15 protein-coding genes and 1 pseudogene are annotated in these 19,069 nt (G+C 63.0%); 11 read left to right on the forward strand and 5 right to left on the reverse strand.

The genetic code is table 11. From position 1 onward, the window contains the following. Nucleotides 1-10: 10 nt before the first annotated feature. From cydB to P0D84_RS31760, 3 genes are all read left to right on the forward strand, one after another. On the forward strand, nucleotides 11-1,015 hold the full coding sequence (gene cydB / locus P0D84_RS31750; protein WP_408343184.1) for a cytochrome d ubiquinol oxidase subunit II: 1,005 nt from the start codon (nucleotides 11-13) through the stop codon (nucleotides 1,013-1,015). Next, nucleotides 990-1,196, forward strand: a complete 207-nt coding sequence (locus P0D84_RS31755; protein ID WP_408343186.1) for a hypothetical protein — start codon at nucleotides 990-992, stop codon at nucleotides 1,194-1,196. The genes cydB and P0D84_RS31755 overlap by 26 nt, the downstream gene beginning before the upstream one ends. A 370-nt stretch (nucleotides 1,197-1,566) precedes the next feature. Beyond that, nucleotides 1,567-2,325, forward strand: coding sequence for a response regulator transcription factor (locus P0D84_RS31760; RefSeq protein ID WP_408343188.1), 759 nt, complete (start codon nucleotides 1,567-1,569; stop codon nucleotides 2,323-2,325). Nucleotides 2,326-2,420: 95 nt separating this feature from the next. On the opposite strand, the gene P0D84_RS31765 is transcribed toward P0D84_RS31760, so the two are convergent. Next, nucleotides 2,421-4,292 carry an ATP-binding response regulator gene (locus P0D84_RS31765; RefSeq protein ID WP_408346191.1) on the reverse strand — a complete coding sequence of 624 codons (1,872 nt, stop codon included), beginning with the start codon at nucleotides 4,290-4,292 and terminating at the stop codon, nucleotides 2,421-2,423. A 547-nt stretch (nucleotides 4,293-4,839) separates the two neighbouring features. Here P0D84_RS31765 and P0D84_RS31770 point away from each other — a divergent pair. The 3 genes from P0D84_RS31770 (at nucleotide 4,840) to P0D84_RS31780 (ending at nucleotide 10,441) form a co-directional block, all read left to right on the forward strand. Next, nucleotides 4,840-5,631, forward strand: a complete 792-nt coding sequence (locus P0D84_RS31770; RefSeq protein ID WP_408343190.1) for a hypothetical protein — start codon at nucleotides 4,840-4,842, stop codon at nucleotides 5,629-5,631. A gap of 252 nt (nucleotides 5,632-5,883) precedes the next feature. Beyond that, a complete protein-coding gene (locus P0D84_RS31775; RefSeq protein WP_408343192.1) occupies nucleotides 5,884-9,294 on the forward strand; it encodes an alpha/beta fold hydrolase in 3,411 nt (1,136 codons plus the stop codon). Nucleotides 9,295-9,655: 361 nt separating this feature from the next. Further along, nucleotides 9,656-10,441, forward strand: a complete 786-nt coding sequence (locus P0D84_RS31780; protein WP_408343194.1) for a hypothetical protein — start codon at nucleotides 9,656-9,658, stop codon at nucleotides 10,439-10,441. Between the two features lie 107 nt (nucleotides 10,442-10,548). Here the strand turns inward: P0D84_RS31780 and P0D84_RS31785 are convergent, their stop codons facing one another. Together P0D84_RS31785 and P0D84_RS31790 are read right to left on the reverse strand one after the other, a co-directional pair. After that, nucleotides 10,549-12,093 carry an FAD-binding oxidoreductase gene (locus tag P0D84_RS31785; protein WP_408343196.1) on the reverse strand — a complete coding sequence of 515 codons (1,545 nt, stop codon included), beginning with the start codon at nucleotides 12,091-12,093 and terminating at the stop codon, nucleotides 10,549-10,551. Next, entirely contained in the window at nucleotides 12,090-13,079 is a 990-nt protein-coding gene (locus P0D84_RS31790; protein WP_408343198.1) for an isopenicillin N synthase family dioxygenase, read from the reverse strand. The genes P0D84_RS31785 and P0D84_RS31790 overlap by 4 nt, the downstream gene beginning before the upstream one ends. A 292-nt stretch (nucleotides 13,080-13,371) precedes the next feature. On the opposite strand from P0D84_RS31790, the gene P0D84_RS31795 reads away from it, so the two are divergent. The 5 genes from P0D84_RS31795 (at nucleotide 13,372) to hutC (ending at nucleotide 17,399) form a co-directional block, all read left to right on the forward strand. Beyond that, complete coding sequence (locus P0D84_RS31795) at nucleotides 13,372-14,199, forward strand: transporter substrate-binding domain-containing protein (protein ID WP_408343200.1); 828 nt, start codon at nucleotides 13,372-13,374, stop codon at nucleotides 14,197-14,199. 13 nt (nucleotides 14,200-14,212) lie between these two features. Then, the gene (locus P0D84_RS31800; RefSeq protein ID WP_408343202.1) at nucleotides 14,213-14,863 is read left to right on the forward strand and encodes an amino acid ABC transporter permease; all 651 of its coding nucleotides are present in this window, start codon (nucleotides 14,213-14,215) and stop codon (nucleotides 14,861-14,863) included. A gap of 29 nt (nucleotides 14,864-14,892) precedes the next feature. Then, on the forward strand, nucleotides 14,893-15,555 hold the full coding sequence (locus tag P0D84_RS31805; RefSeq protein ID WP_408343204.1) for an amino acid ABC transporter permease: 663 nt from the start codon (nucleotides 14,893-14,895) through the stop codon (nucleotides 15,553-15,555). A gap of 19 nt (nucleotides 15,556-15,574) precedes the next feature. Then, the gene (locus P0D84_RS31810; RefSeq protein WP_408343206.1) at nucleotides 15,575-16,444 is read left to right on the forward strand and encodes an amino acid ABC transporter ATP-binding protein; all 870 of its coding nucleotides are present in this window, start codon (nucleotides 15,575-15,577) and stop codon (nucleotides 16,442-16,444) included. Between the two features lie 154 nt (nucleotides 16,445-16,598). Then, nucleotides 16,599-17,399, forward strand: coding sequence for a histidine utilization transcriptional repressor HutC (hutC, locus tag P0D84_RS31815; protein ID WP_408343208.1), 801 nt, complete (start codon nucleotides 16,599-16,601; stop codon nucleotides 17,397-17,399). A gap of 45 nt (nucleotides 17,400-17,444) precedes the next feature. On the opposite strand, the pseudogene P0D84_RS31820 reads toward hutC, so the two are convergent. After that, nucleotides 17,445-17,576, reverse strand: a pseudogene (locus tag P0D84_RS31820) (histidine utilization repressor); the annotation flags it as partial. A gap of 55 nt (nucleotides 17,577-17,631) precedes the next feature. Continuing rightward, nucleotides 17,632-19,005, reverse strand: coding sequence for an IS4 family transposase (locus P0D84_RS31825; protein ID WP_408343210.1), 1,374 nt, complete (start codon nucleotides 19,003-19,005; stop codon nucleotides 17,632-17,634). Nucleotides 19,006-19,069 lie beyond the last annotated feature (64 nt).

Raw genomic sequence — 19,069 nt, forward strand, 5'->3', positions numbered from 1 at the left:
GAGAAAGAAAATGGACGTAACCGTAGCGTGGGCCGCGATCATCGCGCTGGGCCTATTCATGTACGTGGTGCTGGACGGCTTCGATCTGGGCATCGGCATCATCTTCCCGTTCTTCCCCGATGAGAAGGAACGCGACCTGATGATGAACACCGTCGCGCCCGTGTGGGACGGCAACGAAACCTGGCTGGTGCTCGGCGGCGCCGCGCTGTTCGCGGTGTTTCCGGTGGTCTATTCGACTGTGCTGTCGGCGCTGTATCTGCCGCTGATCTTCATGCTCGTATGCCTGATCTTTCGCGGCGTATCGTTTGAAATTCGCGCCAAGGCCCAGCGCACCAAACATCTGTGGGATCTGGCGTTCATCGGCGGCTCGGCGGGCGCGACCTTCTTCCAGGGCATCGTGCTGGGCGCGTTCCTGCAAGGCATTCCGGTGAGCGACGGCGTCTATGCGGGCGACGCCTTCGGCTGGCTCACGCCGTTCAGTCTGCTGACGGGTCTCGGTCTGGTGATCACCTACGCGCTGCTCGGCTGCTGCTGGCTGGTCGCGAAGACCGAAGGTGATCTCCAACGCCGCCTGCATCGCGTGGTGTGGCCGCTGACGCTTGTGCTACTCGGGTTCATCGCGATGGTCAGCCTGTGGACGCCGCTGCAAGATCCGAATATCGCGCAACGCTGGTTCCACGACAAACTGTTCTACCGTCTGCTGCCAGTGCCGTTCCTCGTGGCGATCTGCGCGTTCTTCATGCACCGCGCGGTGCGTGAGCGGCATCACAATACGCCGTTCGTGCTGGCGCTGCTGCTGGTGCTGCTCGGCTATGCCGGGCTGCTGGTGAGCCTGTGGCCGTATGCGATTCCGTCGAGCATGACGCTCTGGGAAGCCGCCGCGCCGCGCTCAAGCCAGATGTTCACGCTGGTTGGCGCAGCGGTGATTCTGCCGATCATCATCGCCTATACGACGATGGGTTACTGGGTATTTCGTGGCAAGGTGCGGCATGGCGACCAACATCACTATCACTAAGGACGCGGGCAGCCACGCCGCGGGCACCCACGCCGCGGACAGCGCTTCTCAAACGCCGGGCCGCAAACTGCCGGGCTGGGTGTGGTTCATCGCGCTCTGGTGCTTCGGCGTGGCCTCGGCAGTGTCGCTCGGTTTCGCGTTCAAACTGCTGATGAATGCGACGTTGTTCGCAGTCAAATGAACACTGGTTTTACGTGATCTCACCCGGCGCGCATAACCTTTGGATTCCGGCGTGGACGGCTTAAAAATTGGGGCGTGCGGCTCGTCTTCGTAGCAAGCCGGAACCTATGCGCGGGAGACCTGCCTTACACACCATGCTGGTGCATCGAACCGACCGGCGATCAAACCAATAGCGTGTTAAATATGCGGCAAACCGGAAGGCGCGCCGCGCCATCGATCGGCATATGAAACGCGGGGCAGCCGGCAATGACGCGATTCGAAAATAGAAGTAAAACGGCAAGTAAAGCCAGAAGCTGTAGAGCCACTCGCTTTAAAGCCAGCGGCACAGCGGCGGTAGTCCACTACGCGCAGGCCCGACTCGCGGAGACATCATGAAGTTTCTTGTGGCCGACGACCATGAACTGATCCGGCAAGGCGTCAAAGGGCTGCTGCGCGGCCTCGATCCCGACGCACAATTCGACGAAGCCGATAGCTGGGAAACACTCGCCGCCGCCGCGCGGCCCGATGCCGATCACGACCTTGCGATCGTCGATCTGCATATGCCGGGCATGAGTGGCGCGTCGTCGCTTGAAGTGCTGTTGAAGGCGAACCCCGCGTTGCCGGTCGTCGTGCTTTCCGCCGAAGAATCGCCGGACGAAATGCGCGCGGTGCTGGCCGCCGGCGCGCTCGGCTTCGTGCCCAAGCGGCAACCCGCCAGCGTCATGCTCAAGGCAATCGAACTGGTGTTGTCAGGCGGAGCCTATGTGCCGATGGAAGCGCTCAGTCTGCTGGGTTCGCGTGAGACGCAAACCGCACCGGCGCACGCCGACACGGCCGCCGACCTCGCCGCGCAGGGCGCCGCACACGCCTCTACTCAGGCCGGCGCTGCACTCACTGAACCGATCACGCAAATCCAGGCGCTGCAACCGCACCAGCAACATTTGCTGGAGAACCTGTCGCCAAGACAGCAGGACATCATGCGGCTGGTGCATCGTGGCTGGACCAACAAGATGATCGCGCGCGAGTTGGGCGTCGCGGAAGGGACGGTCAAGGTACATCTGTCGGTGATCTTCCGGGCGCTCGGCGTGCACAACCGATCCACTGCGATCGCCGTGATCAATGGCTGGCTCGAGGCCGGGAAAACCCTGTAATACCGGGTGGGCGGCTGGCTGCTTCTACTTACAGCTCGCGTTGGGATTGATCTGCGATCGAGCACTCGCCAAGGTGAGCAGCGGCGCTCCGCTTCTCACGTCGCGTCCTTCAGCGCTCCTTTCTCCAGCCCGGTTCCCGCTGCGTTGTGCACGCTCGGCGCTTCGCCCGCACGCATTTCCAGCGTGGGCGCCGGGCGCCCTTTATCCAGTTCCGCCTGCTGCCACAGCATTTCCAGGGTGCGCCGCAAACGCGCCGGCGTGACCGGCTTATGCAGCACCGGAATTCCCTGCAAGGCCAGCGCCGCCAGTTCCGCCGATGCCATATCGCCCGTAATCAGCAACGTCACCACACCTTCATGCCCCGCCCGTGCGAGCACATTGCGCACGGCGGTAAGCGCCTGCGCGCCGGTTCGGTGATTCGCCAACTGGTAGTCGCATAACACGGCGTCCGGCACGAAGCCCTCCTCCAGCGCCGCGAGCGCGTCTGCCTCGTCGCGTGCGCCATGCACGATGCAACCCCAGCGTCCCAGCAGACTGCTGAGGCCTTCGAGAATCGACGGTTCGTCGTCGATGCACAGGACGCGCCGCCCTTGCGCCGACGGCCCGCCCGGCACCGCCTCGTTCAGGCTGGCGACAATCCCGCCGGCGTCGCCCGCCTGCACCGGGAAGCGGAACACCGATCCGCGGCCCGGCGCCGAGCGCATCTGCAACTCCCCGCCGAGCATCTCGACGAGGCGCTTCACCGTAGGCAAGCCCAAACCGTGGCCCTGGCGTGCGTCACGCTGCGGATTGGCAACCTGATAGAACTCTTCGAAGATGCGCTCATGTTCCTCAGCCGGAATGCCGATGCCGGAATCGCGCACCTCGATATACCCACCCGAACGACGCCCGGCGCGCCGATAGCCGACCCAGATCGCGCCTTCCTCGGTATAGCGCACCGCATTCGAAAGCAGATTGCTCAGCACGCGTTCGAGCAGCACCGGATCGTCATGCACGACCGCCGAGGCCGGCGCGATCCGCAGCGCCAGGCCCTTGGCCGCGGCTTGCGGGCGGTACTGGCTGCCGACCCGCTCGAACAGTTCCGAAAGCCGGAAATGCAAGCGGATCACCTGGGTCACGCCGCTTTCGAGCCTGGCGAGATCGAGCACCTGGTTGAACAACTGATTCAACGCCTCGACGTTGTAGACGATGTGCTGGGCCGTCTTCGCGTGCTGCACGGGCGTCGCCGCCGGGTCGTTGAGCGAAGCCGCCAGCAGGCCGATCGCATGCAGCGGCTGGCGCAGATCGTGGCTCGCGGCCGCAAAAAAGCGCGTTTTAGCGAGACTGGCCTCTTCGGCGACACACTTTTGCGCCGCCAGCGACTCCGCCAGGTACTGCTGATCGACACGCGCCTGCACGACCTGCTGGAACAGCTTGCGATAGCTCAGCGCATAGACGTTGATCGCGCAGAAGAAAAACGCGAGGACGATCGCGAGGATCGTGCGGTCGAATGTATGCGCGCCGAAATGCAGCACGATAGTCGGAAACAGCAGAAACGGGATCGCGGTCGAAAAGTTCAGCAAGTCGAAGCCGTTCGACATGAACACGCCGGCCGCCAGCGTGACGAGCATCACCGTATGGAGCAGCGGCAAATCGGTTTGCGGGCTCTGGAACGCGAACCACACCGCGAGGCCAGGCGCACTGTACAGCAGCACGCCACGCACTGCGTGCAGGTTGATCCAGCCGCGCGGCGTCGTGAGATGCGGGTAGCGGCGATTGCAGATCCACAGCGCGAGGCTGCCGCAGTTGGCCACCGCATAAAACCCGAAGCACGCGATGAACAGCGGCGGCGACGGCACATTCGGCCAGTAGATCGCCACCAGCACCGCGATCGAGAACCAGTGCGAAAAGAAGGCGATCGGATCTTGCGCGTACAGCACGCGCACCAGATCTTCGTCGATTGCACGCTGGATGGGGTCGGCCCGCATCATGCGGTCTCCTTTGTCGACCGCAGTTAGTGCTTTAGCACCTACTGCGGTCCCATGCATTCTGCGGTCGACCAGAGTTAGCGCTTTAGCGTGTCGACCCGAGTTGGCGCTTTAGCGCTTACTCGAGTCCAATGCAGAGCACTTACTCCGGTCCCATGCAATTTTGCGGTCGACACGCAAAACGGTTGCTGTCGGGCACGGCAGATTCGATGGCGTGGAACGCAAGCGCAGCGACGCGGGCACGGAAGGCCTGGCATGCCGCGCAGGCGCTCGTGCACAGGTGTTGCGATGCTGCGCCGCGCCGCTGCAGCCTTTTGGTGCAGCGCACGGTTTTCAAACGACAAACAGACAACCAACAACGCCGACGCGCGGAAGGTTTACCCGGCAGTTTACCCATCAGCTACCACTTAATCCATATAGGCGAAGGCGCCGCCGGAAACCATACTGGCTTCACATTCCCGCGCGGCTCACCGTTTCAAACACCCCGTTTCCTTGCCTGCAGTCGAGGCCCCCCGCGCTCCTTGTCTTACCCCTTATGGAGGTTTTCATGGGCGCAGTTCCGAGCCACGCGTTCGTCCGCAATCTCGACGATGCGATCCTGCCCGACCTGTGGCGTCGGCGTACCCAGTTGTCCGCCGACGAAATGGTGTCGATGGTCGAGCTGGTCAAACGGGCGCTGCGGACCTATCACCCGCTCGAGTTGCAGGCGCTCGGCGAGGACAAGGAAGAACTGGTCGCGCAGTTCATCTATTCGAAAGTACTGCGTCTCGCGCCGGGCCATACGGAAACCAATGCCTGCGCCGACAGCGCGCCGTCCAATGGCTACGCACTGTGCGCGTATTTTCGCCGCTACCTGATCGACTGCCTGCGTAGCGCCGGCCACCAGCGCAACGTGTCGATGGAAAACGAAGGCATGGCGCAGGAAATCGATCTGCACGCGCACGCGCTGGAAGACCCCGTCGAAAGCGTGCTGCTGCAATACGGGCTCGATGAACAACGTGTGCGCGTCGCGGCGCGCGCCTTTATCGACAGCCTCGACGAGCCGGAGCGCATCGTGCTGGCCGGCAGCCTCGGCTGGTGCTCGGAAGGAAAAGGCGGTCTGTCGGCGGTCGCTGCTCAGCATCGTGTGCCCTCGTATCACTATCGTGCCGTCAAACTCGGCGTCACCATGAAAAAGACGGCCGGCGCCGACGATTTTTCCAATACCAAGATCGGCCGCTGGCTGACCGACGTGCTCGGCATCGAGATCGCCATCGACAATCGCGCGGCGATGCTGCTCGTGTTGAACCTGCTCGCCGCGGAATCGAGCGACAGCGAAATGAATGAAGTAGCCGCCTAATAGCGCATTGACAGACTCGCGTGGGGCGGCGGCTTCCCCCTTCTGAAAATCGCGCCCGCTTCACGCATACGCCACCCTTCACGCATACGCCACGCGCCACGCGCCACGCGCCACGCGCCACGCGCCACGTACGATGCGCCTTTTTTTGTCATCGCGCACCGCCTACGATAAAAAAGCCTTAGCCACACACCGTCTTCCTTCCGAAGTCCGGGTTCCCCTACCCGGCAGCTCCTTCCTGACGAGGTGGTCTCCATGAACCGCTTATCGAGCGCCCTGACGGCGATGCAAGCGCATTACGACGTGGTGATAGTGGGTTCGGGTTATGGCGGTGCAATTGCCGCGAGCCGCATGGCGCGTGCCGGCAAAACTGTGTGCGTGCTCGAACGCGGACGGGAATTCATGGCCGGCGAATATCCGCGCACGCCGCTCGAAGGCGCCGCGCAGATGCAGTACAACACGGCATTCGCGCAAATCGGCTCACCGCTTGCGCTGCTCGAAGTGCACGTGAATGAAGCTGTGAATGCAGTGGTGGGCTGCGGGCTGGGCGGTACGTCGCTGATCAACGCGAACGTCGCGCTCGAAGCTGAACCGCGCTTATGGAACGACGAGCGCTGGCCCGCTGCGCTGCGCGACGACAAGGCGGGTCGCGACAAGGGCTACGAACTGGCTCGCGCCATGCTGCAGCCGTCGGCGGTATCCGGTGATTTCTTGCAGTTGCCGAAATTGCAGGCGCTCAAAAAATCCGCGCAAGCGCTCGGCATGGAGGACCGCTTTTATCCCCCGCCGGTCACCGTCACCTTCGAGGACCGTGTCAACGCTGCGGGCGTCGAGCAGCAGGCCTGCGTCGGATGCGGGGATTGCAACTCGGGTTGCAATTACGACGCGAAAAATTCGACGCACATGAACTATCTGCCCGATGCGGTCGCGCACGGCGCCCATATTTTCACGGGCACGCCGGTGCATTCGGTGTTGCGCGACGCAACCACGCAAAAATGGATCGTGCGTTTTCAGGAGGTGAAGCTGGGCCGCGAGAGCTACGACGCGCCTGATCTGTTCGTGAGCGCCGATATCGTGATCGTATCGGCCGGCACGATCGGTTCCACCGCGCTGCTGTTGCGCTCGCGCAAGGAGGGGCTGACCGTTTCGGACCTGCTCGGCAAACGCTTCACCGGCAACGGCGACGTGCTGGCCTTTGCGTACAACACCGACGAGGTGATCAACGGCGTCGGCTGGGGTACGCACAAGAAGGGCGACATTGCGCCGGTCGGGCCGACCATCACCGGCATCATCGACCACCGCAACACCGCCGACGTTAAAGACGGCTTCGTGATCGAAGAGGGTTCGCTCGCCGGACCGGTCGGCGCCGCGCTGGTCGCCTTGCTCGGCGGCGCCGCGCCGCTCGAAGGCGTCGAGATTCCCGCGCCGCGCGCCGCCGGAGAACATCCAGGCTACGGCGCACGCGTGATCGAAAGCTTCCTGCGCGGCCCCTATCACGGCGCCCTCAACCACACGCAAACTTACCTGGTCATGGCGCATGACGACGAAAGCGGCCAGATCAGCGTGAATGACCAAGGCAGGCCGCGCATAGACTGGCCAAACGCCGGCAAACAGCCGATCTTCCAAACCGTCGAAGCAACCCTCGAGAAGGCGCAAACGCCGCTCGGCGGCAAATACGTGCGCAATCCCATTTCGACCAAAATGCTCAAGAACCGCACCGTCACCGTGCATCCACTCGGCGGCTGCGGGATGGGCGAGGACGCCGAGCGCGGTGTCGTCGACCATCAAGGCCGAGTCTTCAGCGGCACGACGGGCAATGCGGTGCACGAAGGACTGTATGTGATGGATGGCGCCGTCATGCCAATGTCGCTCGGCGTCAATCCGCTGTTGACGATTTCCGCGCTCGCGGAACGCAATTGCGCGCTGCTCGCAAACGCACGGGGCTGGAAGATCGACTACGTGGCGAAGGGCACGGCCGCCACACCCCCGCCCCAAAAAATCGGCCTGCGCCTCACCGAAACGATGATCGGCACTTACACGCCGGCCGTGCAGGGTGAAGCCGCCACCAGTCCGATCGAATTCACGCTGACTGTCGAATCGGACGATCTGGCCGGGATGCTGAGCAATCCGCAACATCTGGCCCACACCACCGGCACGCTGACCTGCCTTGCGCTCTCCGCGCAACCCATGACGATCACGGACGGCACCTTCAACCTGTTCGTGGTCGATGAATCGGATGTGGACGAGCGCAACATGAATTACCGCATGACGCTCAATTCCATCGAAGGCAAGACGTACCATCTGACCGGGCAAAAGATCATCACGCGCACGTCGCCGATCAATCTGTGGGAACAGACCAACACGCTCTACGCGGAAATCCGCGACTCGGCGCAAGCGGATGCGCCGCCAGTCGGCCAGGCAACGCTGATCATCACGCCCGAAAATTTCCTCAAGCAGCAACGCACGCTTGAAGTGACCAACACACCGGATCTGAAAACGCGTCTTGAATGGACCCTGAAGTTCGGCAAGTTTTTCGCCGGCGTGCTGTTCGCCGAATACGGCGGCGTCGCCGCGCCCTTGCAGTTTTATGATTCGAAGGCGCCGCCACGGCTAAAGCGCGTGCTGCGCGCTCCGACGCCGCAAGTGGTCTTCTTCGACACGCCCGATGGGACCCGCTTGCGGCTCACGCGCTACGCCGGGCCGCCCGACAAACCGCTGCGTCCCGTGCTGCTGATCCACGGCTCAGGCGTGTCGAGCCGCATCTATTCCACCGATCTGATCGCGACCAACCTGGTGGAGTTTCTCAGCGCGGCCGGCTACGACGTGTGGCTGGTCGATCTGCGCGTCAGCATCGAAATGCCGAGCGTGCTGGTACCGACCAACGTCGACAAGGTCGCTCGCGAGGACATTCCCGCGGCAGTCGCCAAAGTGCGGGAAGTGACCGGCGCGCCGGACATTCAGGTGCTGGGCCACTGCCTGGGTGGGTTGGCGTTGACCATGTCGCTGCTGTACGGCCTCGAGGGCGTGCGCTCGGCGGTCATATCGCAGGTGTCCGCGCACCCGGTGCCGGGCACGCTGGAAAAGATCAAGTGCGGCCTGCACGTCCCTGACATCATGGAACATCTCGGCGTGCTCGACCTGACCGCCTTCACGGAGCACAGGTCGTGGCCTCAGAATCTGCTCGATGAAGCGTTGCGGCTCTATCCGCTCAATCACAAACAGGGCTGCGGCAGCCCGATTTGCCATCGGGCGACCTTCCTTTACGGCTTGCTCTACGAACATGAAAAACTGAACGAGACGCTGCATGCCAATCTGCAGGAAATTCTCGGCGTACATGATGTCTCCGTCTTCAAGCATCTCGCCGCGATGGTGCGAGCGGGCAAGGTCGTCAACGCCGAGGGCCGGGACGTCTACCTGAACGGCGCCGACGGCATGAAAGGCCTGGCGGGTATGCGTTTGCCGATCGGCTTTATCCACGGCGAAAAAAACGAAACCTATCTGCTGAAGAGTACGCAACTGACGTACGACATGCTGGTCAAGCACTTCCCCGAGCAGCCTTACGAGCGGCACATCATTCCAGGCTACGGGCACATTGACTGCATCTTCGGCAAGAGCGCGGCGGTGGATGTGTATCCCGTGATTGCGCGGTATCTGAATGCGCATTGACTAAAGTTGAGGGCGGCATCGAGGATCAGGTTAAGACGGCCGGGCGTACCCGGCGAACGTCTGCTGCGAAACCGAAACGCCTTGCCAGCTCCATGTCTTACGGCTGTTCCTCGCTGTTGCAGCTTGAGCCGGTATATACCTACATGGCTCGACTCATATTCCGTATGGACTCGGAAGCATAGTTCGAGACACAATGTGCCCGGCGACGGGCGGTCGGCGCGCGAACTCCCGCTTTGACATTCTCGCGTACACGGAGCACGTGCCATCCGTCCATCTTGCCTGGCAGAACAAAACCAAGCCCCTCCTTCGCTAGCTGCAAAGCCAAGGGGCATCACCCATCAAGGCGATTTCACTAAAAGCTATGGAACAGTTGACCTTCGGGGCCTGCGTAAAAAAAGGCTGGATCAGTTCGTGGCAAGCCGTCACGCAAATGCCCTGGTTGTTCCTGGGCGTTTGCGCGGTACTGGCCTGCACGTCGTTGCTGGCCGGCCCGCACCCTGCCGCCGTCACGCCCGCCAGCGGCGTCGACGCGATGGCAAATCTCGGGCAGCGGCTGCTTCCGCTGGTCTGGACCGCGCTGCAATTGGCCGTTGGTGGAACGCTGACCATCAAGGTCCATCGTTTCGTGCTGCTCGGCGAAGGCGTGCAGCCGCTCGTACCGCTCAACGGCAAGCCGCTCGGCCGCTACGCGCTGGTCTCGCTTGCCGTCGTGCTGACGATGCTGGTGTTTGCCGGCCTGGGTTTCGTCGCCATGCGCACGGTGCGGCTGGGCGTCCTGATCTACCTGCCCATGCTGGTGATCTATCTGTTCGTCACCATGCGGCTGATTCTGCTCTATCCGGCCATTGCGCTCGGCAGCAGGCTCGCGTTGCGGGCCGCCTGGAGAGACAGCCGCGGGCATGTGTGGAGCATGGTCGCCGTGGGCTTCGTCACGTATCTGCCGGTCTTCGTGCTGAGCGCCATTTTCCTCTTCATCGCGGGCCCCAAAATGCAGGCCGCGCATGCGACCCAGGAGGCGGCTGTCATCGCGATCGTGCAGGCGCTGCTCAATGCCATCTTCATCGTGTTCGCCGCGGCCTCACTGTCATGGCTGTACCGGCGTTATGCCAGCGAACTGCTGACACACGCCGAAGGCGCATCGCAGTAAATGGCGCGGCAGGGAGTTCCGCGCTGAGTGTATGGCGGCGTTGCGCTGCGTGCCTCGCCTCTGCGGACCTCGCTTCTGCGGACCCCGCAGCGGCCTGCACGCGTTGCTCAAAACAGCTTGCCCGGATTCAGAATGCCGTGCGGGTCCAGCGCATGTTTGATCGCGGCCATTGCGGCCAATTCAGCAGGCGAGCGCGAGATCGGCAAGAACTCGCGCTTGAGCAGACCGATCCCGTGTTCAGCCGACACCGACCCGTGCAACGGCCCCAGCATCTCGTAGACGAACGCATACACCGCGTGATGGTCGACGCCGGGGATCGAATGGCCGTCAACGGTGACATGCAGATTCGAATCGCCGATATGGCCGAAGAAATACGACGCATTGCCCGGCCAGCGTTGATCGAGCGCCGCGCGGCAACGGTCGACGAAAGCGCCGATCTCGCTGATCGGCAGGCTCACGTCGAAGTTGATCGCATCGAGCCGCACCGGAAATTCCGCGGTGCATTCGCGAATCGCCCATAACGCCAGGACGTCGGCCACCGATTGCGCGATCACCGCGTCACGAATCGCTTCCGAGTCGAGTGCATCGGTCAGCGCGGCGGAGAAACGTTCGCCGTCGTCGCCGGCGTCGAAACTCGCGTGTTCGATCAATGCATAGAGCGAGTGCGATTCCCCGAACGGCGAGCGCGTGCCCGTCAGCTTCACGCCGAAATCGTAGAAATCCGGCCACATGATTTCGAACGCGCCGATGTCGTTGCCAAAGCGCGTCGACAGGTGGCGCAGTAGGCTCACGGCGGCCTCGTAACCGTCGAGCGCGACGAGCGCCGTGTGCCGCGCCGCGCGTTGCGGATGGAGCCGCAGCACCGCGCGCGTGATCACGCCGAGCGTACCTTCCGAGCCGATGAACCAGTGCTTCAGGTCGTAGCCCGTATTGTTCTTGACCATCTTGCCGAGCGACGTCAGCACGTCGCCATTGGCGAGCACCACTTCAAGGCCAAGTACCTGGTCGCGCGCGGTGCCTGACTGGATCACGCGATTGCCGCCTGCGTTGGTCGCCAGATTGCCGCCGATCTGGCACGAGCCGCGCGCGCCGAGATCGAGCGCGAGTTCGAAGCCCGCTTCGGCGGCGGCTTCCTGCGCGGTTTGCAACGTGGTGCCGGCGCGTACGGTCAGGGTAGCCGAGGCGGTGTCGATTTCCTCGATGCCGGTGAGCCGTTCGAGCGACAGCGCGATATCGGTGGCGCGCGCAATCGCGCCGCCGGCGAGACCGGTCATGCCGCCCTGCGGCACCACCGGTTGATGCGCGTCGTGGCAAATGGCCAGCGCACGCGAGACTTCTTCCGTGCTGCGCGGTAAGAGCAATGCAGCGGGACGCGTCGGATCGTGACGTGTCCAATCGGTCATCGCGCGTTCGCCGATCTGCTCGCCGACCCGCACCGCGTCGTCACCGAGCGCGGCACGCAGCGCCGCGAGTGTTGCGGAAAGCGGCGCTGCGCTGCTGCTTGCGTTATTGCCTGCGTTGGTGGCCGCGCTACTGCCTGCGTGGCTACCTGCGTTGGTACCCACGCTACTGCCTGCAGTGCTGCTTACGTTGCTGCCCGCGTTGCTGCCTGCGTTGCCCGCCGCGCCACTTGCCAAACTGTTATCTGTCATGCAGTGGTTCCTTGCGTGCCTGCAACGGCCGCTTTCTTCCGATAACCCATCGAATCGTTGATTCGCCCGAGGATATAGTCACCCGCGGCGACCGGCTGGTACCTGAGGTCCGCGTCGCTCGTACCGAGCTCACGCGGATCAACCATCGCACCGTAAGTGGGATCATAGAACGTCGCGATCGAATAGCGCTCGCGCCCCGACGCATTGATCACGCGATGCAAGGTGGAGCGAAAGCGATCATTGGTCCAGCGCGCCAGCAGATCGCCGACATTCACCACGAAGCTGCCTTCGACAGGTGGCGCATCGACCCACGTATCGTTGGCGATCTCACGCACCTGCAAACCGCCCACCTGATCCTGCCACAACAAGGTAATGCAACCGTAGTCGGTATGGGGCGCGACACCGAACTGATCCGCGTCCGACTGAGGCGGTTGCGGCGGATAGTAGACCATCTGCGTGCGCTGCATCCGCTTCGTATAACGCGGCGCGAAGAACTGCTCGCCGACGCCAAGACTTAGCGCCACTGCCCGCAGCAGATCGGCGCCGCACGCGGCGACCGCTTCGTAGTAGCCATAAAGCGCGGGCCGCAGTTCCGGCATGAAATCCGGCCAGTTGTTCGGCCCACGCAGCGCCTGCCCGGCGAGCACATCGGGATCGTCCTCCGGCAACTCGAGGCCGATGCTGAAAAATTCCTTGTAGTCGGGGCGCTTCGCCTGATACATGGTGGCGTCGCCAAGCGCATTGAAACCCCGATGCCTTTGATTGACCGCCGCGCGCCGCTTCGTCTCCACCGGAAACGCAAAAAACCTGCGTGCCGCCTGTTCGGCTGCGTCGATCGCTGCTTGCGGAACGCCATGATTGACGATGTAGAAGAAGCCGATCGTCGTGCATGCTTCGCGGATTTCGTGCGCCACGCGCGTCACCGCCTGGGGATCGCCCGCGCGAACGCCGGCGAAATCGATGATCGGAATGCGGGTCACGGCCATGACGTTGCTCCCTAGAGGGGTGTGCCGATTTAGCTGATGAAAGAGGCCCGCAAATCCCAGGCTTGCAAATCACGCGCGCGACTCGCTCGCGTGCCTCGTTCATCCCAGTTGTATATACCGCCAAAAGCGCACTCGCAAGTGGCTTGCCGGTGCTTCACGTAAGGGCTTTTCTCTACTCGCGCGATTATTTATTTCGCGCGAAAACTGCGGTATATACTGCCTCGCATGACTCGCGCCGGGCCCGCTGCCGAACTGCTTGCGCGCGACACCGCTTTGCCAACCGGAGAATCCCATGAGCATCCTTGCAGGCTGGAAGTGTCGTTTGGTCATGCTGGCGTTGTGCGCGGCAAGCGTCACCGCCCATGCGGAAGACCAGCTCGCCAAAGTGAAAAAAGCAGGCGAACTGGTGGTCGGCACCGAGATGCAGTTCGCGCCCTTCGACTTCCTTGAAAACGGCCAGCAAGCGGGCTTCAATAAGGATCTGTTCGCCGAGGTCGGCAAGGAAATGGGCGTGAAGGTGCGCTTTATCGACTTGCCGTGGCCAAGCGTGCTGCCGGGTCTCGAAGCCGGCAAGTTCGATATGGTGGGCGGCCCGCTGACGGTCACCAAGGCGCGCATGGAGCGCTACACTTACACCCTGCCGGTCGCGGACGCCACCGACGCGCTGCTCAAGCGCGCCAACGACACCTCCGTCAAGCAATCGTCGGATATCGTCGGCAAAACGGTCGGCGCGGGCAAAGGCTCGGCCCAGCTCGACCAGTTGAAGACCTACGTCGCCACCTTGCCGAAACCGCCTGAAATCCGCGAATACGTCGACAACAATCAGGCTTATGCCGATCTCGCCGCCGGCCGCATCGCCGCGGTCGCGAACTCGATGACCAACATCGCGTACGTGGCCAAGCAACGCCCCGAAACCTTCGCCGTGGTGCAACCGCCGTTCGGCGCGAAAGTGTACTTTGCTTACTGTCTGCGCAAAGACGCGGACAGCAAGCCGCTCGCCGATGCCTTCAACGCCGCGCTCGTGAAAATGCACAACGACGGGCGCCTCGCGGCCTTGCAGAAAAAGTGGTTCGGTGTCGCGATGGATGCGCCGACCACGATGCCCGCGCCGAACTATTGATGTTCAGCACAAGATGTTCAGCGCAACCGTCTTTCTCCAGGGCTTGCCACTGCTGCTGCATGCGGCGCTCGCCACCATCGGCATTTCGCTGACGGGCCTTGTAATCGGCTTCTTCGTCGCGATCGGCGTGTGTGCGGCACGCCTCTCCCCGAAGCGCGCGGCGCGCATGTTCGGCGGCGCCTACGTGTTCTTCTTTCGTGGCGTGCCGATGCTGGTGCAACTGCTGCTGGTGTACTACCTGCTGCCGTTCGCCGGAATCAATGTATCGCCCATCGTCGCGGCACTCAGCGCTGTGTCGCTGTGTTCCGCTTCGTATATCGCCGAGATTCTGCGTGGCGGCTTCCTCAGTATTCCGCCGGGTCAGATCGAAGCCGCGCGCATGCTCGGGCTTGCACCGTTCGATATGCTGCGGCGCATTCTGGTGCCGCAGGCGTTCCGGTTGACTCTGCCCTCGCTGGTCAATGAAATGGTGCTGCTGATCAAGGCTTCGTCGCTGATCTCGGTAGTGGGGGTCGCCGAGTTGACGCGTACGGCGCAGAACATTGCGGCCAGCACCTATCGGCCGCTCGAAGCCTACGTCGCGGCCGGGCTGATCTACTTCGTGATCTGCGGCACGTTGGCGCTCGCCGCGCATACAGCCGAATATCGTTTGCAGCACGCCTGAGTGCCCTTGAGCTTGAGATCGACCCAGTCATGCAAAAGCTCGACCCCACCGTCATCACCCACAACCTGCAGCCCATCGCCGCCGGTCTGGCGACCACGCTCGGCACCTGGGCCGCTGGCGTGGCGATCGGCATGCTGATCGGCTTTCTGATCGCCGTGCTGCAACTCTTTTGCGGACGCTGGGTACGCGGCATATTGCGCTTCTATATCGAACTGTTTCGCGGCACGCCGTTTCTCGTGCAACTGTTTTTGCTGTACTACGGCGGCCCATCCTTGGGCCTCACGCTCGAACCGATGACGGCCGGCGTGCTCGGCTTAGGCCTCTACGGCAGCGCGTATTTCGCCGAAGCATTCCGCTCGGGCTTTCAATCAGTGCCGCCGGGCCATCTCGAAGCGGCGTCCTGTCTCGGACTCACTCGCTGGCAGGCCGTCCTGCGCATTCAGGTGCCGCAGATGCTGGTGCTGATCGTGCCCGCGCTGACCAATCTGATCATCGTGCTGAGCAAGGAAACCGCAGTGCTGTCGATCGTCACCGTGCCCGAACTCACGTTCGTGCTGACCGGCATCGGCTCGGCCACCTTCGCTTTCGTCGAAACGCTGCTGGTGCTGTGCCTGTGCTACCTCGCGCTGGTCGAACTGACTTCGCGCGTGGGGATGTGGGCCGAAACCCGCATCTCGCGCTTCATGGCATGAACGGAATCCGCACCATTTTATGAACGCTATCGCCGACATGCCGTCCTCCACGTCCCCTGCTGCTTTCGATACGCCGTCCGGCGCGCCGCTGATCGAAGTGCGCGACCTGAAGAAACGCTTTGGCGAAGTTGAAGTGCTGCGCGGCGTCGATCTCGAGATCGCCCGCTCCGAAGTGGTCTGCATCATCGGCCCGTCGGGCTCGGGCAAGAGCACGCTGCTGCGCTGCCTCGCCGCGCTCGAAACCTACGATCAGGGCGACGTGCGCATCGAAGGCGAACTGCTCGGCTATAGCGAGCGCAATGGAAAACGCGTGCGAGCCTCGCAAAGCGAAATCAATCGCGTGCGGCGCAACGTCGGCATGGTGTTTCAGCAGTTCAATCTTTGGCCGCATATGACGGCGCTCGGCAATGTGATGGAAGCCTTGCTGCGCGTGCGCCAGATGTCGCGTGACGAAGCGCGCCGCCGCGCCAATGCGATGCTGGACACCGTCGGCCTTGCGCACAAGGGCGATGCGTACCCATCGAAACTCTCTGGCGGCCAGCAGCAGCGCGTGGCGATTGCACGTGCGCTGGCGATGGAGCCGCACCTCATGCTGTTCGACGAGCCGACCTCGGCGCTTGACCCCGAGCTGGTTGGCGAAGTGCTGCAGGTGATGAAGCAACTCGCGCGCGACGGCATGACGATGGCCGTCGTCACGCACGAAATGGGCTTCGCCGCCCAGGTCGCCGACAAGGTAATGTTCATCGACCAGGGGCGCATCGCCGTGCAAGGCAAGCCGCGCGAAGTCTTTCACGATGCCGGGCAGCCGCGCTTGCGGCAGTTTCTGCAAAACTACTTCGACCGCAATGCTTTCTGGGCGCGCGGTCCTGAGGATGCGGAGCCGGTATGAAGAAGCTGCGCAGGCGCTCGCAGGGTTCGTTCGGCTTGTGCGGTTCGCCGGGCTTGTGCGGTTCGCCTGGTTCGCCTGGTTCGCCTGGTTCGTGCGGCTCGTGCGGCTCGTGCGGCTCGTGCGGCTCGTGCGGACTGTAGCGTAAAGGCCGCCGATGACCCCCCCCGTTCGCAGCAACGCTCACGACACCCCGCCCGCCGCAGCGATGAAAACCGCGCGCGTGGCGACCGACGCACCGGCCGCCCGCTACGAACAGGTCAAGAACCACATCCGCCAGATCATCGAATCGGGCGCGCGGCAAGCGGGCGATCGCCTGCCGTCCGAGCTGGACCTCGTCGCGACCTTAGGCGTGTCACGCATGACGGTGAATCGCGCGCTGCGCGAACTCGCCGATCAAGGTCTCGTCACCCGCGTGTCAGGCGTCGGCACCTTTGTCGCACAATCCAAGCCGCAATCCACGCTGCTGATGATCGCCCATATCGGCGACGAGATCCGCTCGCGCGGTCACGAATACAGCTACGACACCGTCCTCTCGCAACGCGAAACCGCGCCGGTGACGGTGTCGAACGCGTTAGGGCTGGCGCCCGGCGCGTCCGTGTTCCATGTGATTTGCGTGCATCGCGAGAACGGCTTGCCGGTGCAGCTCGAAGACCGCTATGTCAATCCGGTAACCGCACCGGACTTCCTCAAGCAGGATTTCTCCACCACGAGGCCGTCCGAGTATCTGTTCGAAACCGTGCCGGCGCACGACGTCGAACATGTCGTCGACGCCGGTTTGCCGACGCGCGCCGAAGCCGAGTGGCTGGAAATTCGCGCCGATGAGCCGTGCCTGACGCTGATGCGCCGCACATGGACGAGCGGCGTTGCGGTCACGTTCGCGCGTTTCGTGCATCCGGGCTCGCGGTATCGGCTAGGTTGCCGGTTCACGCCCGATCTAGCGCAGCGGCAAGGCTAGGTTAGCGGTGCGAACGCCCCCGCGCCCGCGCGCGCGTCTTGCCGCTCACACGTTGCCTGCCAGATGAAAACGCGATGCCGGATGCCACAACTGCACCGACGTCGCGACATCATCACCGACCCATGTGCGGCGCCATAGCTGCAAACAGGGCTCGCCGATATCCATCATCAGATTCGGATTGACCCAAGTGCGCGGCAAGCCCCGTCGTTCACGGCTGAGCTTTACCCACAAGTTACGGACCTGAAGCAAAGATGCGGAACATCTCGGTGATTTCGTGCAAGACGAGGAAGCCTCGCCAGATGACCGTGGCGCCGGGTGGTGGATCGTGGCGGCGATTCAGGTAGCCGCCCAAGGCGGCAATCCATCGTATCGCCTGGTGCAGCGACGGCACCGTGTCCGGTGGCCGGGTGGTTCGATGCATGCGGCAATACAGGGCTTGCCATTCGACGGGCTGGAGGACCGCCTCACAAGGCAGGTCACCGTCCAGCCGCGCCAGCAGCGTGGTGTAGAGGATGCGCCAGGCAATGACCGCGAACAGGGAGGTAGCCCGAACAAAGCGTTCGAGCGTGCCGAACTGGCGGGCCTCGATGCGGCAGCCGCTCTTGAGTACCCGGTGCCAGGTCTCAATCGTCCAGCGCCGTGCGTACCATTGCAGCCGCTCAAGTGCCTGCCCGGGCGAGTGCGTGGGCACCGAGGTGAGCAGCATCCATTCGAGTGGCTCGATACCGGCAGGCGGTTCGTCCTCGATGACGTGCACGGCGAAGACGTCCAGCTCGGGCAAGCGGGTCCGTGTCTGAGGCGGTCGCAGACGTACGCATGCGTATCGCAATGTCAGGCATGCGGTGCGCTGGGGACGACTCCCTTTGGCTGGCACCAGCAACTCGGTGTGACCTGCTGCGGGAGCGTCCAGTACCGCCTGCCAAAGATAGCGCTGGGGATGGCGGGCGCAGCGATTCCATGCCGCGCGCACCAGCCAGTCCACCCCGTCCGGGCGTTGCGCAGCAAACAGTTCATAGACATCGCTTTCGCGATCGCCGATGCCAATGAGTTGCGTGTGCTCACAACGCGACTTCAGTGCCGACAGGTGCGCAAGTCCCTCGATCCACTTGATGCTTTCCTTCTCATGGATGGGGCGGGATTTGCGCTGCGCGGCGCTGCCCTGGGTTCCTTCACGACGTGCCCACGTCTTCATGCCCAGTACCCCGAGCGGCAAACCTTCCGGACTGACCGCCAGCAGGCTGTGCATCAAGAACCCGCGCTCATTGCCACCGGTACAGCGCCCCAAACCATCTGTGGCAGGCAGATGCGTCAGGTTAAATTCGGTGGTGTCCTGTATGGCCAGCACCACCGGGATCTGCTCCATACGGTCCAGCGTCTGCGCGATATGCGGCGCCAGTACACCGTCAGTGTCGACCTGGTCGTTGTCAAAGAACCGGTAGGCCGCCTTCAGTTCAGCAGGCGACAGCGCCTGCGGCAGCGATGTGTGAGGACTAGCGGACAATTGTCGGGCCAACGCCACCAGTCGGGACGATAGACGTGCGTCACCGAGATTCGCCGATGCGAATTCGTCGCTCGCCCAGTCCGTCGTATCGTCGTCGATCGCCAATCCGCTGCCACCGCTTCAACAGATTGGACGAAAGTTAACATCGTTCGATCCAGTTTACAACCGG

This window comes from Paraburkholderia sp. RL17-337-BIB-A (genome assembly GCF_046025895.1).
GTDB classification, from domain to species: Bacteria; Pseudomonadota; Gammaproteobacteria; order Burkholderiales; family Burkholderiaceae; genus Paraburkholderia; species Paraburkholderia fungorum_C.